Below are 15247 nucleotides of genomic sequence, written 5' to 3' on the forward strand. Positions count from 1 at the left end.
CGGTACCCACTTCGTTCGAAAACGCTTCAGCGCAAGGGAAGGCGATGAAGCGACCTTGGGAACCTCACATAGGTCCCCAACCAATGAACCTTTGCGTAGTTCATTCACACTTATCCACGCAGGGTTCTGCATCACACCCGCGGGGGCTGAAAGGCGCCGCATGCTGCGGATGGCAGAGTTTTCCATGACCCCGGTAACGTTGCGGCCGACGCTTTGAAAATTGCGCCCGACACTCATGGAGCGCCAGATGAACGCCCAAGATCGTCCTGAACTCGACGCAATCGTGGCGGCGGTCGCTCGGCAGCTTGCTGGCCCTTTTCGCGGCAAGCCAGTGCAGTCGGATCTCGAGCAACTACCGCTCCCCTGGGACCCGCAGCATCAGCTTCCGGACGTACTTTGGCCCAGGCGACACCTCGCGCTGGCCGGCCTCGAGTTGACCCAATCAATCCAGTACAACGGCGCCGTCGGCGTCAGCTACGGCGACGACAATTCGATCCCGCTCGTTGGGCTCAAGCCGCTGGTGGTGCGTGCCTATCCATACGTGCAGCCCGGCGTTGCCGAGCCGGACACACTCACTGGCGCACGCGTTACAGGTGAGCTGGTGCTTTCGGTTGGCGATCGAATCGTTTACCGCACCGGCCCTACGCGTGCCGACGGGACCCGGCTCGGCGCGCGTAACGAGCTCTCGCGCGAGCTGTGGGACAACGAGTTGACGGTCCCAGTTGGTGGACCCGGCGCGCTTGCGTTCCACCTCGCGCACGTCAATTCGTCGCTGAATTTTTTCGTGCCAGCATGGTATTGCCGGACCGGCCACTTTTATCTCTCCGTCCGGCTCTGGCGTGCTGGCAGCGACGGCGCTTTATCCGCGCCCCAGGACCGCGCCACGACCGGGCGCTATATCGATTTTATGGATGTGCGGCCGCCGCGTGTCGCCGTCGCCAGGGTCAACTGGACCGACAGCTCCGGCAACGTTACGAGCCCCGCCGACGCGATTATGCTCAGCACGATGCGCACGGCCGAACGGATGCTGCCGTTTCCCTATTTTGAGACGACGATTCTTGGCACATCGACGAACAGCTCGGCAGCGTTTGCGTCCGCCGCGACGGGCGGAGGTTGTAACACCGCGTGGACCGGCCTGCTCGCTGACTTGGCTGTCACGCGCATCTTCACCGCTCTGTTCCAGCTCGGCGATATTGTCTTCGCGTTTGTGCCGAGCGCAGCTGTTCCCGCCGCTGCCGGCTCCTACAACACGGGGTGCGGTCGCGCTGAAGGCGTCGGCGCCGCCTTTGCGGGGAGCGACACACGTTTTGCCTACGATTTCATTTTCGCCCACGAGATGGGACACGTCTTCACCTGCAACCACGTCGCGGTGCCAGGCGACAGCAGCGATGACCCGAACTATCCAAACTATGGCGGAAGCAAGACCTCCATCGGCGAAGTCGGCATCGATCCAGGAACGACGCCGCCGACGCTGTTCGGCCCGTCGGACACATCCGACGTCATGTCCTACAAGTCGAAGCAGTGGATCTCGCCGTACACCTATCTGAAGATCCTTAATGCGCGCGAGAATCACCAATCCGCACCGGCCGATCCGCGTCGCGTTCGTTCGCTCCTGATCCTGGCAGTGCGGGTGCATCGCCGCGTCAGCGACGAGAACCGCATCGAGATTCGCAAGGCTTACCGGATCGAAGCCGCCGGCATGGTATCACGGCCGAGCGATGGCGCCATTTCGCCGCTCTCGGTTGATCTGCTCGATGCCCATCGCCGGATCATTGCGACTCATCATTGTCTCTACACACGCGCGCAAGCGACCTGCGGCTGTTGTGGAGGAGGTGTAGCCGTTCCGCTCGACCGCGAGCCGTTCTACGATCTGCATGAAGCGATCGAATGGCCGAGCGAGGAAGTCGCTGCCATCTCGTTGCATGATGGCCGCGAACCGCTCGCGACTTTCGAAGTGGGCGAACCGCCGCAGGTCGATATGAGCGGCCCCGAACGGCGGGACCAATTCCTCGCGCTGCGCGTGCACGCGCGTCATCCGCGGGCCCAGCCGTCGATAGTCGTGCTGTTCAGCGGTGATGATCGCGAGACATGGCAACCGGTCGCGTTTGATCCTCCAGATGGCGAGGTGCTGGTGGAAAGCGAACGCTTGCCGGGCGGCGAACGCTGTTTCTTCCGCGCCATCGCAACCGCGGAATTTCGGAGCGCGAGCGCCGACAGCTCTCAATTCGAGCTGCAGCGCAGCCGTCGCCGGCTCTATCTGCGACTGCCTGATCCCCAGTGTCCGATCGCGCCAGGCGCCGTGCCGTTGGGCGCGATGATCGACTGCCGCGGGCTCGGTGTTGTCCGGTCCGATGAAATTCGGTGGCATTCGGATCTGGACGGCGACCTAGGCCTTGGGTACGAACTCGTCGCGCAATTGCAGGACGGACGGCACCTTATCACGGTAACCGCGCCGGACGGACGCGGCGGGTCACTTGCCGAACGCGGCATTATCATCGTTAGCGGTCGCCCCGCCGGCGTTGTAGGCCAAGCCCAGTTCTAACGCATACACGTGCGCTGCGTTCTCGCGGACTCCCGCCAGGATGGCTTTTCCGATCCTGGCTCATTCGAATGCAGCGCCCAGCGCGTTGCCACAGTATCACCGGTACCGAACCGGTGATCCGCCAGTATCGAACTCGCTCTAATGTTCCGGCATTTCCGTTTCGTGCGCCTCGTCCTTGCCGCCGACCATCCGGTGCAGAAGACGCTCGATGCGGCGGCCGACTGTCAACAGCACGAAGGCGAGCGCCAGCGCCACCAGGACGATCTTCCATTCTCCCGCGCCGCAGGCGATGCCGATGCAGGCGGCGAGGAAGGTGCAGGCGGCGCTGGTCAGGCCGCGCACGCGGAAGCGGTGGCCCTCGTGCACGATGACGCCGGCGCCGAGAAAGCCGATGCCGGTGAGGATGCCCTGGATGACCCGGCTCGTGGCATCGGTCATTTTGCCCGGCTCGGCGAACTGCACCGCCAGCAGCACGACGGTCGCAGTGGAGAGCCCGACGATGCCGAGCGTTTTCAGCCCGATCGGCTTGCCGTGCAGATCGCGGTCGAGCCCGATCGCTCCGGTGGCGACAGTCGCTGCGCCGAGACGGACAAGGATTTCGGGCCAGTCGAGCTCGGTCATTTCTTCGGTAAGCGTCCCATCAGATAGAACTCTTCATTCGGCCGCATGCCGGTGAAATTGGCGAGCCGGTTCGACAGCGCGAAGAAAGCGGAGATCGCGGCGATGTCCCAGATGTCGTCGTCGCTGAAGCCATGCGGGGCAAGTGCTGCGAAATCCTCCTCGGAGGTACGTTGCGCGTCGGCCGAGACCTTCATCGCGAAGTCGAGCATCGCCTTCTGCCGGGGCGTGATGTCGGCCTTGCGGTAGTTCGTAGCGATCTGGTCGGCAATAAGCGGGTTCTTGGCGCGGATGCGCAGGATCGCGCCATGCGCGATCACACAATACTGGCACTGATTGGCGGCCGAGGTCGCGACCACGATCATCTCGCGCTCGGCCTTGGTGAGTCCGCCGTCCTTCTCCATCAGCGCGTCATGATAGGCGAAGAAGGCGCGGAACTCGTCCGGGCGGTAGGCCAGCGTCAAAAACACATTCGGCACGAAGCCGCTCTTCTCCTGCACGGCGAGGAGGCGCGTGCGGATATCGTCGGGGAGCGCGTCGAGGGCGGGAGCGGGGAAGCGTTGCGCGGCGGACTTTGTCATTGGTATGGATTCCGGCTTGGGGCCGGCAACCATAGTCGATGCGGGCGTCGTGCTCAACTTGGCCAAGGGCTGTCGCCCTTGCGAGGTTGGGGACGCAGCGTTGCCTTACCGCAGCGGCTTCTTCAGCAGCGAGAAACGGTCCGGGTCCAGCCCCATCGACGGTTGCAGCATCGGCGCCTCGACGTTGGAGAGCGTCTTGGCCGGCGGCGCCGAGAACACCGGGTCGTTCGGCACGTCGCGCTGCGAGGTGGCGCCGCGCCAGCGCTCGAGCACGGCGCCGACGAAATGCATGTCGTGACCGGAGGTGACGGACGGCACGCTGCTGATGGTGGCTTCGCCGCGCGGCAACTGGTGCGGCGGCACCTCCTTGAAGCGCAGCCGTGTCGGCAGTGCGACACCTTCGCCGAACGCCAGCACTTCGCGGGTGCCGAGCGAGGGCACGAACGAGAGCAGGTTCGCGGCCGCATCCGACACCGCGGCGCGCAGCAGCGCCTGGTCGCGTTCGTTGGCAAGACGCATCGTGAACAGCGTGTTGCACTGGGAGATGATGGTGGCGTCGAGTTCGGCGGGACGCTGGGTGATGAGGCCGAGATAGACGCCGTATTTGCGGCCTTCCTTGGCGATGCGCGACACCGCCTTGCGCGTCGGCCCGAAGCCGACATTGCGATCGGCGGAGGCGTAGCGGTGGGCCTCTTCGCAGACGAACAGCATCGGCGAAACGCCGTCGCTCCACAGGCCGAAGTCGAAGGCCATCCGGCACAGCACCGAGACGACGGAGTCGATGACTTCGGCCGGAAAGCCGGCGAGCTGCATCACCGTCATCGGCTTGCCGTTGGCCGGCAGGCGGAACAGATGGCTGATCACCTCGGCCATGGTGTCACCGCCGACATTGGCGTTGTCGAACATGAAGGCGTAGCGCGGGTCGTTGCGGACCGCCTCGATGCGGGAGATCAGCTTGTGATAGATGATACGCGAGGAGCGGTTTTCGAGCTTGCCCATCCGCTCGTCGATCAGCGACATCAGATCGACCAGGCGATAGGGCACCGGCGTGTCGACGGTGTAGCCGATCTGCTTGGGATCGATGCGCTTCAGGCCGATGCGGTCGGCATTCTGGTACTGGGTGTAGACGCCCTTGGCGAGCGGAATGACCTCGGCGAGGACGTCGAGCTCCTCGGGCACGCCGGCGCGGCCACCGAACAGCACATCGACGATTTCCTCGAAATTGAACAGCCAGAACGGCAGTTTCAGATTGCGCGGGTTGAGCACCAGCGCGCGGTCGCCGAAGCAGCGTCCATATTCGTTGTGCACGTCGAGCAGGAAGATACGCAGGTTCGGGCGTGCCTTGAGGATCTCGTTGAGCAGCAGCGACACGCCGGTCGATTTGCCGACGCCGGTCGATCCCAGGACCGCGAAGTGCTTGGAGAGCATTTCCTCGATGTCGACATAGGCGACGACGGAGCTATCCTGCTGAAGGAAGCCGACATTGATCTGGTCGGAGCCGGTCGGCGCGTAGATCGTGCGCAGCTCCTGGCTCGTGATCAGGTCGACGGAATCGCCGATGGTCGGATAGTTGGTGACACCGCGCTGGAATTTGGCCTTGCCGGCGGCATTGAGGATCTCGCCCAGCAGGTCCACCGAGGCGATTGCGATCAAATTGTCGGTGCTCGAGAGGTTCTCGCAGGACACCTCGGTGATCATCGCGACGATGACCGAGCTGGCGCAGCGGATGCTGACGAAACGGCCGACGGTGGCCCGAACTTCCGAGTCCGGCATCCGGCTTTCAGCCAGCAGCCCGACCCGCGCGAGCGATCCGCGAACCGAAATCACGCGTCCAAAGGATGTCACAATGAATGAACCTGGCAAGAGCAAGTGCTTTGCCCGGACTATGCGCGGCCGTCGCTGGACAAACGGTTAAACGGCAACCGCGCGCGCTTCCTTAAATCCGCGACAATTTGGCCGTGAGGTTTGTTCCTAATGCATGCTTATGGGCGGAAACGGCCGGGAAATGCCGCTTTTCCGGGCCGGTTGGGGTGCGGGTGGGTTAAGGAATGATTTACCATATGATCTGACATCGACCTTTCTGCGCGTACAGGTGCCGCGTCGAAGCCGCTGGTGCCGCTGCGACGGCAATTGCGCGCGCTGTTCCGCGAGCTTGCGACAAAGCCGTCGATTCCGGGGGATTAGGCCAAGCTGCGCCGGATGAAGCCGATGGTTTTGGTCTGGCGAAAATAATTGCAGTGCCAAACGTCGGGCGAGTTGCCGAAATCCTCGACGCCGTGGATGGCGAGCGGGAAGCCCGTCGCTCCCAGGTCCGACATCGAGACTGTATCGACCACGAGATCGTTCTTGTCGGGAAAGATTTCGTCGGCGGCCAGGTCGCCGATCCGCAGTGCCCTGAAATTTTTCCAGAACTGCCAGCCGGGATCCGTCGTCTCGAAATTCGACTGCACGATGAAGTAGGCGGGCTGAGTCGTGCAGGGACCGAGCCGCAGCAGATTGAGCTCGTAATTGTTTTCGATCATGGATTGTCCGAACAGCCCTGGAACCAGCGCAACCAGCCCGTCAAGGAGCGGCGTGTGGGCAAGCGTGCCGGTGACGGTCATCACCACCTCGACCAGCTTGCCGGCAACCCACAGGAACGGATTGGCCCCACCGGCGAGCTGTAACGTTTTCTCGGCGAAGGTGCCGATATTGGAAAGCAGGCTCAGCGCATGCTGGAGCTTGTCGGGCGCGGCAAGCGAGGTGCCGTGGAGCGGCGAGCCCGCAAAGACGACGCGTGTCGTGGCGGCGAGCGAGCGGCCGAACGCCTCCAGCCACCACCGCACGATCAAGCCGCCGCGGCTATGGGCGATGACGTCGATTTGTCCAATTGCATCGACGAATGCGCGTCCAAGCTCGAGCGCATTCAGAACCGGGCTGACGGCAAGGGTCGCGTGCTCGAAGACGAGAACCTGATCGTACTTGTTCGGCCCGTTCAGGGCGGCGCCAAGAAACGCCTGGCCGTCGGCAGTGGCCTGGAACTCGCCGATCATGTTGACGGCGCTCGAGAAGGTGCCGTGGACCAGCAGCAAGGTGCGCCCCTTGAAGGGGCCGTGGGCATCGGCGGCGTCGATGACGAAGTTGGACGGGCCGCCCCGCAGCTGGCGTATGTGTGAGCGCAGCGAAACATCGATTGCGGTGTTGAGGCGCATGTCGATAGCGCCGATGGCTGCGGCGACCCTGTTCGGCTGGAGCCTTGGAAACTCCTTGGTCAGGATCACTGTCTGATCGGGAAGTGGCGGCGGCCCTCCGGCTCGCCGTGCGCGTCGACGGCGCTGTGGCGCTTCCGCGCGTGCCGGAACGCCGTCATACCAGCGCAGGACACCGTTTTCCTCGACCAGCGAAGCCGCAAGGATGTTGTCGTCGGGTGTGTTGGACGCGCGCCGTCTGCGTCGGCGCAGGCCGGCGACAGAGTCCATCCTGTCGTCGTGATCGACATAGAGAGGCACGAACAGGTCGTCGTTGTCCGCGACCGCCTTGATCTGCGACAGGAAACGTCCGGGGTCTTCCGCAACAAACTGTGACATGTGCGATGCCGTCATTCATCGATGATCGGAAGCGGGGTGACGTTCAGGCTTCGTGCGTGCTGGATGTCGAGCATGCTGTCGAATTCCTTTTGGCTGCGCAGATTGGCCCGTCCTTCGGTTTGCGCGTCCTTGAAGCTGTAGGCCCCGGTCAGGTAGGTGGCTTCCAGCATCACGAGGTCGCCCGACGTCACATAGGCCATGATCTCGGCGTAACTCATCTTGGTGAGCCTCCAGCCGTAGGGATCGACGTAGGGCAGTCCCGCGTCCCTGGTGGCCGCGTCCCCGACGCTCGGCACCGTTGCCGGTATCTTGATCACGTCCACGAAGTCGTCATGCGCCTCTTCCGATCGCCAATAGCCGACGAAGGCATGTCCGCTGAGCAGCACTACGACTGGGAAGATGCCGACATATTCGAGGCACGAGGCGAGCAGCAGCGCGAGGTCGATGCAGGTGCCGGTGTTGGACGCGACGATCTCGCTCGGCGTGCGCAGCCGCTGACTCTGCTCGGAATAGGCAGGAGGAGGGTTGATGTATTGGAAGCGATACTCGTTCACGAGCGCGGTCCAGATGGCTTGAACCTGGCGGTCGACGGCGCCATCCTCGTCCTGCTGATAGCCGTCGAAGCCGGCTCCGGGATCGTCGAGAATGCCGATCAGGTAGCGTCGCGAGGCGCGGATGATCGCAAGAATTGCGGGATCTCTGGGCAGCACGAAGGAGGGCAGCCACGGGTTGTTCTTGGTGTCATCGATCCATTCGTCAACGGGGATCAGCGTGACACGTCTGGTTTCCTCGAACGCCGTCTCTCCTGCGCAAGTCACTTTCACGTACACCGCCGACTGCACCCGCTCATGCAGCGAGCGCGTCAGGCCGGCGGTGAGGGGAACGATCACTTTGGAGGACAGCGGCAGCTGCAACTCTGTCATGACCGGGATCGTAAGGCGGTAAGGATAGTTCTCGGCGCCGACGCAGAGCTCGACTTGAATCGTGATCGCATCGACAGGATGCTGAATAAGCCGGGTCAGCGTCAACTTATCGAGCAAGGTCCTGTTGTTGTGCAGCAGGGAGTAGTTGATTTCCGGAGCGACCCCCAGGTCCACCTTGATCGGAATCATGAGGCTGCCCTCTTCTTTCGGGAAGATGCCTTTTTCTTGGCCGGACTAGATCTCTTAGCCGGACTGGATTTCAATGTCGGCTTCGGGATGGATTCGGTGCCCGGCGCGAAAATACTGCGTCCCATCCAGATCACGATCGACGTGCCATGCACGTCCAACGGCATCGCCTTCCACGACATCAGGAACGCATCCGGAATCGACAGAATCAGTTGATCCGTTCCGTGGCACCAGTTCCAATAGAATGTTTGAAAGAACAGCTCCGCGACATCGTCATCGATCTCGTCGAGAAAACCGAGGGCGACATGGGCTCCCTTCCTGACCAACTCGCGCGCGATACGCGCACCGGAATAGTAAAGATTGAGCGTCACGATCCGGGGTGGGGTGGTTGGGTTCACAAGGGTCTCGGCAAGCTCTTCGTACAGAACGGGAAGCTCGCTTTCGTGGGCCTGGCGAAGGATCATCCCATCAGGCAGCCGTCCGGCCTTGTCGATGATCGTGTTGAAGAGCGCCTCGTTGTTCTTCTTCATGTTCGGATAGAAATCATCGATGATCCACCCGGCATGGTGAGTATCGACCCCGGTGACGTGGATCGCTTCCCAGTTCGCACTGCGGACTTTCTCGGTGAGTTCAGTTTTCTGGGGTGTTCGCAGAATCATGCGGTATGGGTCGTCGTCCGGTCTGTTGGATGCACCGACCGCGGCATCGATACGCTGTTCCTCGTCCTTGAAGTCGTACTTGTCACCGAAGCGTCCGGGCGCGCTCTCGACGAAAAGGACGCTGTTCGGGGGGTGAGGCTTGACCTTCGCAAAACCGCTGCTGAAGAGCCGCGAGATCAAGGTGCCGTGATAACGGCCCTCTGTGCGCGTGCCGGCGCTGAGCAGGTATTCCCAGGGAATTTCGCAGGCGGCTTCGTGGATCGCGCAAGCCTCTTTATCTTGACGATCCCAGTCGTATAGTTCGACCTCGATACGGTCTACATGCGCCAGGTCCTGCAACCGTTTGGACGATACCCCCACGCGGGCGAGGTCCTTGGCGGCACGTTTGCCGATGGATTTGCGCAAGTCGGAATCGGAAGCCCAGCGCGAGCGAACCCGCAGGAGATAGGTCCACTCCTGCGCGAGGCGTGGGAGGAGTTCGGGATTTTTGATGTCGGTGTCTTCGATGCCGAATGCGCGAATGGTGGCGATCGATCCCCCCGGCGTCGAACTGCCGGCCGAACCCGTGCTCCCGGATTGCTTGGCCATCGAGCTTCCCCCGACTCCCGGCGCACCGAGCGCTTGGCTGCTGCTCGGGTTCCCCACCATACAGCTTGGGATAGCGTGCGTCGTCAAGATAAACCGCGATCGGACGGCAAATCGCCGCGCGTGAATGCTCCAAACCTTGCGCGACTAGGCCGTAGAGGTTGGCGCAGAATCGGCGATGGGACTGCGACCGATCGAGTAGTATCGGGGTAGGTTTCGATAAGACGAGTTTGTTGACGGGACCTAATAATTTGTACATTAGTACAAATGAACCGGCGGCCTCAGTGCTGCCCACCGGCGCGTGAGCGGATTGCCACCTGCGCAGATCGCCGGATCCGGTCCGGCGGATCGCAAGCCACGCCTTGGAGGAAACCATGCAGCCCGAACCGATCTTCGATCTTGCTCATCTCGGCCACATGGAGCTGCTGACGCCCAAGCCGGACGAAAGCCTGAAGTTCTTCGTCGACGTGATGGGCATGACCGTCAGCGGACAAAAGGGCGAGTCGGTCTATTTACGCGGCTGGGACGATTACGAGCGCTATTCGCTCAAGCTCACGGCGTCGAACACATCAGGCATGGAGCACATGGCGCTGCGTGCGCGCAGCCAGCAGGCGCTGGAGCGCCGCGTCGCCGCGCTGAAAGGCTCCGGCTTCGATATCGGCTGGATCGACGGCGACATGGGGCAGGGGCCGACCTTCCGCTGCCGCGATCCCGACGGCCACATCGTCGAGCTCTATTACGAGACCGAATGGTATCAGGCGCCGCCCGAGCTGAAGCCCGCACTGAAGAACCAGGCGCAGCGCTTTCCAGCGCGCGGCGTCAACGTCCGCCGCCTCGACCATCTCAACTGCCTCGCCACTGATATCAAGGCGAACCGCGAATTCTTCGAGAATTATCTCGGCTGCCGCCTCACCGAGCAGATCGTGCTGAACGACGGCCGCGAAGCGGCGATGTGGCTGACGATGTCGAACAAGAGCTACGATTTCGCCTATTCGCTCGACCATTCCGGCACCGCCGGCCGCTTCCACCACGTCACCTACGCGCTCGACAGCCGCGAAGAGATTCTGCGCGCCGCCGATATCTTCCTGGAGAATGGCATCCACATCGAAACCGGCCCGCACAAGCACGCGATCCAGCAGACCTTCTTCCTCTATGTCTACGAGCCCGGCGGCAACCGTGTCGAAGTCGCCAATGCCGGCGCGCGCCTCATCCTCGCGCCCGACTGGAAGCCAATCGTGTGGACGGAAGAGGAGCGCAAGAAGGGGCAGGCCTGGGGCCTGAAGACGATCGAGTCCTTCCACACCCACGGCACGCCGCCGGTGGACGTGAAGAAGCACGCTTAATGTGCTGAGGTCCGGAGGCGCGTGACTGTCTCGCGCACGCCGTTCCATGCCGGCCTGTCCGGTGCGAACTGCTTGCGCAGGAAGGTAACGAGTTCCTCGACCTGCGCATCGCTCATGCTGTTCTTGAATGCCGGCATGTAGCCGAGATCGCTCGACACCGGCTCGGCGATGCCGTGCAGGATGATTTGCACGAGATTGTCCGATGTCTCGCTGTGCAAATTGCTGTTGAGCGCGAGCGAGGGGCGGGCGCCGAACAGCGGCAGGCCGCCGACCTCGTGGCAGACGGCGCAGGCGCCCTGATAGAGCCGGGTGCCCGCGGAAGAAGCGACCGTGACTCGCGTCGAAGCTTCGAGCCTGCTGGCGAGTGCGTCCTGCGTTTGCCCCTCGATCGCAGTGTCATTGAACGAATTGAGATAGACGGCCATGGCGCGGATGTCCTGGTCGGGCAGGACTGCGAGATCCCTGACGATCGGCGCCATCGGGCCGGCCGCGACGCCGTGATAGCGGGAGTGGCCGGTGCGAAGATAGGCGAAAAGCTCGTCCTCGCTCCATGGGATTGGCGCGTGCGAGAGCGAAGTCAGCGGCGGCGCCTCCCAGCCCTCGGCAAAACCGCCGGCGAGATAGGCCTCACGCTGCTCGGCGCCGAGCGCGTTGCGCGGCGAATGGCAGGCGCTGCAATGGCCGAGACCCTCGACGAGATAAGCGCCGCGATTCCAAACCTCGGACTTGGCCGGATCGGGCTTGAACTCGCGCGTCTGGTGGAACAGCGCATTCCATCCGGCAAGCAGGGGGCGGAGATTGAACGGGAAAGCGAGCATATTCGCACGCTGCGTCGCGCGCACCGCAGGCTGCGCCATCAAGTAGGCGTAGAGCGCCTGCAGGTCGGAATCGCTGGTCTTCGAAAAGTGCGTGTAGGGGAAGGCGGGATAGAGCTGCCGGCCGTCGCGATGCAGCCCGTCGCGCATCGCGCGCTCGAAAGCAGGATAGGACCAGGCGCCGATGCCGGTCTCGTCTGGCGTGATGTTGGTCGCGTAGATCGTGCCGAACGGCGTATCGAGAGCACGGCCGCCGGCGTTGAGCGCGCCGCCGATCGTGGTGTGGCACTCCGCGCAATTGCCGAGCGCCGCAAGCTGCTGGCCGCGCGCGATGGTCGCCGCGGAATAGACAGATGCATCGGGTCGAGCGATCGGCGCGATCGCGCGGCCAGGCAAAAGAGCCGCACCGATGCCGATTGCCGCGGTGCAGACGGCCGCAACCGTCGCGAACAGGCCGGCGCGTTCGGCGAACGGATTTTGCCAGATGCGAGACCGCTGCGGTGTAGCAGGCGCGGGCAGGGCCTGCGGCATCATCGATGCATCGCCGTGCAGCCCCTTAAGGATACGCTCGGGCGTGAACGGCGGCTCGCGAAAGCGCACGCCCGTTGCGTCGAAGATCGCGTTCGCGATTCGCCGCAGCGCTCGGAACCGAGGCGGACTCGCCGACGCCAAGCGGCGGCTGGTCCGGCCGCGGCAGCAACAATACGTCGATCTTCGGCACGTCGGCGAAGGGGATGATCGGATAGGCGCCCCATTCGCGCGCTGCCACGGTGCCGCGCTCGAATGAGACCTGCTCCATCAGCGCGCGGCTGGTGGACTGGATGACGTTGCCGTGGATCTGGTGGCGTACGCCGTCGGGGTTGATCATCAGGCCGGAGTCCTGCCCGGCGACGACGCGCGTCACGCTGACGTCGCCGGTGGTCTTGTTCACGGCAACGTCGGCGACCCAGGCCGACCACGCCGCGCCATAGCCGGGAAATTTGCTGTGGACATAGAGTGCATAGGCAAAGCCGCGCCCGTGGACGATCTCGCCATTCTTCTCCTCGCGAACCTGCCGTGGCGTCCAGCCCGCGCGTTCGGCGACCGCATTGACGAGATCGACGGCGCGCCGGTCTTTGAGATAGCGCAGGCGGTATTCGATCGGATCGACGCCGGCCTCGGTCGCAGCCTCGTCGATGTAGGATTCATGCGCAAAGGTGTTCGGCAGCGCCGAGACGCCGCGGAACCAGGACGCGCGCACGATCGGCGCCATGTCGTGGGCGACGACGCGCATGTGGTCGTAATCGTAAGGCGGGATCGCAGTGCGGTCGCCCATCTGGAGGACGTCCGGCTTCGGCGATATCCGCCCCGTCAGCAACAGCGCCAGCGTCGGTGCGGCATTCGAAGGATAACGCGTGGCGAGATCGTAAGCAGCGACGTTGCCGTCTGCGTCCAATCCGCCATTGACGTCGATGAGTTGCGCGGTGCCCTTGGGCTCCCACGCGTGTTCCTGCTCGCGCGTGAGCTGCACGCGCACGGGCCGGCCGACCGCGCGCGAGAGCAACAGCGCGTCCGCGGTGACATCGTCGGCGCAGTTACGGCCGTAGCAGCCGGCTGCCTCTAACCTGGTGACCTCGATCTCGCTGTCCGGCCGCTCGATCAAGAGCGCCAGGTCGCCGCGCAGCACATGCGGGTTCTGCGTGCCCGACCACACCCGGATGTTGCAGTCTTGAAAATCCGCCACCGCACAGGACGGGCCGATCGAGGCATGCATCTGATAAGGCCAGACGTAAGTGCGCTGCATCGGCGTGGCCGCACCTGATATCGCCGCATCGACGTCGCCCTTGTCGATCAGCGTGCGCGGCGTCGACGGGTTGGCGCGCAGAGCCGTCTCAATGTCGGCGAGATCGGTCAGATCAGGCGTGGGCTTCCAGCTCACCGCAAGTTGCTCCGCCGCCCGGATCGCATTCTCCTCGCGCTCGGCGACCACGCCGACGAAATCGCCGATGCGCACGACGGCAACAAGACCGGGAATGTCGCGCACCGAGGATTCATCGACCGAAATCAGACTGGTGCCGACGAACGGGCCGGCGTCGACGCCGGCATAGGGCGGCCGCACCACGCGGCCGTGCAGCATGCCTGATACTCGGATGTCGTGCACGAAGGTCAGCTCGCCCGTGGCCTTGGCCGGCAGGTCGACCCGCGGCATCGACTGGCCGACGATGGCGTAATCGCCGACACGCTTCACGGCGACGTCATCGGCAAGCTCGAGGCGGATCGTCTCGCTGCCGATCAGTTCGCCGTAGCTGACGCTGCGATTGTGCCCGCGCACGAGACCGTCTTCGATTGTGAGGTCGGCAGCCGGCAGCTCCAGCCATTCGGCCGCACGTGCGATCAGGAAGTGTCGCGCTTGCGCCGCGGCCTTGCGCAGGGGAATGGCGGTGATCTGGATGGTCTCGCTCGCGATCGTCGGGCCTTGGTTCGGCACGATCGCGGTATCGCCGAGCACGACGACGACGCGCGCAAAGGAGACATCGAGCTCTTCAGCCACGATTTGCCCGAGCGCAGTACGGATGCCGGTGCCGAGATCGACATGGCCATTATAGGCCGTGACCGACCCGTCTACGGTGATGCGGAGAAAGGTCTCGGATGTGCATTCGTCCACCGTGCGGACGACGACGAGCGAACCCGATGGCCGCTCTGCTCCGTTCGAGGCAGGGGACGCCATCAGTCACCGGCCTCGGCGAGCTGGCCAGACGCACGCATCACGGCGCGCAGGATTTCGATATGCGTGCCGCAGCGGCAGAGATTGTAGCGCAGCGCCGCCAGCGCCTCCTGCTCGGTGGGCTGGGGGGTGATCGCAAGCAGCGCCTTGGTGGTCATGATCATGCCGTTGAGGCAGTAGCCGCATTGCGCCGCCTGTTCGTCGATGAAGGCCTGCTGCACGACATCGGGCTTGTCGCGGCTGCCGAGCCCTTCGAGCGTCACGATGTCGCGGCCGGCGCAGCCACTGATCGGAATAACGCAGGAGCGCGCGGCGGCGCCGTCGATCAGGACAGTGCAGGTGCCGCATTCACCGAGGCCGCATCCATATTTCGGACCGTTGAGCGCGAGATCGTTGCGCAGCACATAGAGCAGCGGCGTTTGGCGCGCCGCAGTGATCTCGTGGATCCTGCCGTTCACTGTGAGGCGGATCGGTATCTGCGTCATCCTCGTTCCCAAGCCTGCGAGCAAAGCTTCGCGAAAAATCTACGTTGGCGACGATACCGTTTGTACACAAACGTGCAAGCCGCGCATGCCGCAGTGCAGCGCGAATGCCTTCTTTGTGGACAGTGCGGATAGGCAAATGAGGTTTTATGCGGCATGCGCATCTTTTGCGCCGCACCGCCGCTTGACAGCCTTCCGGAGCGCGCGCAACATCGTTCGTATACAAATGATAACCGCGACCTC

General features: G+C 63.4%; 9 protein-coding genes and 1 pseudogene. 2 read left to right on the forward strand and 8 right to left on the reverse strand.

What is annotated here, in order from left to right:
- The first annotated feature begins 235 nt into the window (after positions 1-235).
- Positions 236-2542 (forward strand): hypothetical protein, encoded by a 2307-nt coding sequence (locus ACVWYI_RS16680; protein WP_456662642.1) that lies wholly within the window; start codon positions 236-238, stop codon positions 2540-2542.
- Between the two features lie 138 nt (positions 2543-2680).
- On the opposite strand, the gene ACVWYI_RS16685 is transcribed toward ACVWYI_RS16680, so the two are convergent.
- The 6 genes from ACVWYI_RS16685 to ACVWYI_RS16710 all read right to left on the reverse strand — a co-directional run bounded on the left by ACVWYI_RS16685 (position 2681) and on the right by ACVWYI_RS16710 (position 9663).
- Positions 2681-3163 (reverse strand): MgtC/SapB family protein, encoded by a 483-nt coding sequence (locus ACVWYI_RS16685; RefSeq protein WP_456662643.1) that lies wholly within the window; start codon positions 3161-3163, stop codon positions 2681-2683.
- The gene (locus ACVWYI_RS16690; protein ID WP_247345533.1) at positions 3160-3741 is read right to left on the reverse strand and encodes a peroxidase-related enzyme; all 582 of its coding nucleotides are present in this window, start codon (positions 3739-3741) and stop codon (positions 3160-3162) included. Before ACVWYI_RS16690 ends, ACVWYI_RS16685 begins: the two co-directional genes overlap by 4 nt.
- A 105-nt stretch (positions 3742-3846) precedes the next feature.
- Complete coding sequence (locus ACVWYI_RS16695; protein ID WP_247345535.1) at positions 3847-5586, reverse strand: ATP-binding protein; 1740 nt, start codon at positions 5584-5586, stop codon at positions 3847-3849.
- A gap of 335 nt (positions 5587-5921) precedes the next feature.
- The gene (locus ACVWYI_RS16700; RefSeq protein WP_456662644.1) at positions 5922-7307 is read right to left on the reverse strand and encodes an esterase/lipase family protein; all 1386 of its coding nucleotides are present in this window, start codon (positions 7305-7307) and stop codon (positions 5922-5924) included.
- An 11-nt stretch (positions 7308-7318) separates the two neighbouring features.
- Positions 7319-8419 carry a hypothetical protein gene (locus ACVWYI_RS16705; RefSeq protein WP_247345542.1) on the reverse strand — a complete coding sequence of 367 codons (1101 nt, stop codon included), beginning with the start codon at positions 8417-8419 and terminating at the stop codon, positions 7319-7321.
- On the reverse strand, positions 8416-9663 hold the full coding sequence (locus ACVWYI_RS16710; protein WP_247345544.1) for a hypothetical protein: 1248 nt from the start codon (positions 9661-9663) through the stop codon (positions 8416-8418). The genes ACVWYI_RS16705 and ACVWYI_RS16710 overlap by 4 nt, the downstream gene beginning before the upstream one ends.
- Positions 9664-10034: 371 nt before the next feature.
- Between ACVWYI_RS16710 and ACVWYI_RS16715 the strand changes: the two genes are divergently transcribed.
- Entirely contained in the window at positions 10035-11003 is a 969-nt protein-coding gene (locus ACVWYI_RS16715; protein WP_247345546.1) for a catechol 2,3-dioxygenase, read from the forward strand.
- Here the strand turns inward: ACVWYI_RS16715 and ACVWYI_RS16720 are convergent.
- Positions 11000-14525 (reverse strand): annotated as a pseudogene (locus ACVWYI_RS16720) (molybdopterin cofactor-binding domain-containing protein). The gene ACVWYI_RS16715 and the pseudogene ACVWYI_RS16720 sit on opposite strands and share 4 nt — an antisense overlap.
- Positions 14525-15007 (reverse strand): (2Fe-2S)-binding protein, encoded by a 483-nt coding sequence (locus ACVWYI_RS16725; RefSeq protein ID WP_456662645.1) that lies wholly within the window; start codon positions 15005-15007, stop codon positions 14525-14527. Before ACVWYI_RS16725 ends, ACVWYI_RS16720 begins: the two are co-directional and overlap by 1 nt.
- Positions 15008-15247 lie beyond the last annotated feature (240 nt).

It is taken from the genome of Bradyrhizobium sp. LB13.1, from assembly GCF_054056815.1.

Coding starts and splice junctions, on each gene's coding strand:
- ACVWYI_RS16680 (WP_456662642.1), top strand. CDS start 236: ATGGAGCGCCAGATGAACGCCCAAGATCGTCCTGAACTCGACGCAATC.
- ACVWYI_RS16685 (WP_456662643.1), bottom strand. CDS start 3,163: ATGACCGAGCTCGACTGGCCCGAAATCCTTGTCCGTCTCGGCGCAGCG.
- ACVWYI_RS16690 (WP_247345533.1), bottom strand. CDS start 3,741: ATGACAAAGTCCGCCGCGCAACGCTTCCCCGCTCCCGCCCTCGACGCG.
- ACVWYI_RS16700 (WP_456662644.1), bottom strand. CDS start 7,307: ATGTCACAGTTTGTTGCGGAAGACCCCGGACGTTTCCTGTCGCAGATC.
- ACVWYI_RS16705 (WP_247345542.1), bottom strand. CDS start 8,419: ATGATTCCGATCAAGGTGGACCTGGGGGTCGCTCCGGAAATCAACTAC.
- ACVWYI_RS16710 (WP_247345544.1), bottom strand. CDS start 9,663: ATGGCCAAGCAATCCGGGAGCACGGGTTCGGCCGGCAGTTCGACGCCG.
- ACVWYI_RS16715 (WP_247345546.1), top strand. CDS start 10,035: ATGCAGCCCGAACCGATCTTCGATCTTGCTCATCTCGGCCACATGGAG.
- ACVWYI_RS16725 (WP_456662645.1), bottom strand. CDS start 15,007: ATGACGCAGATACCGATCCGCCTCACAGTGAACGGCAGGATCCACGAG.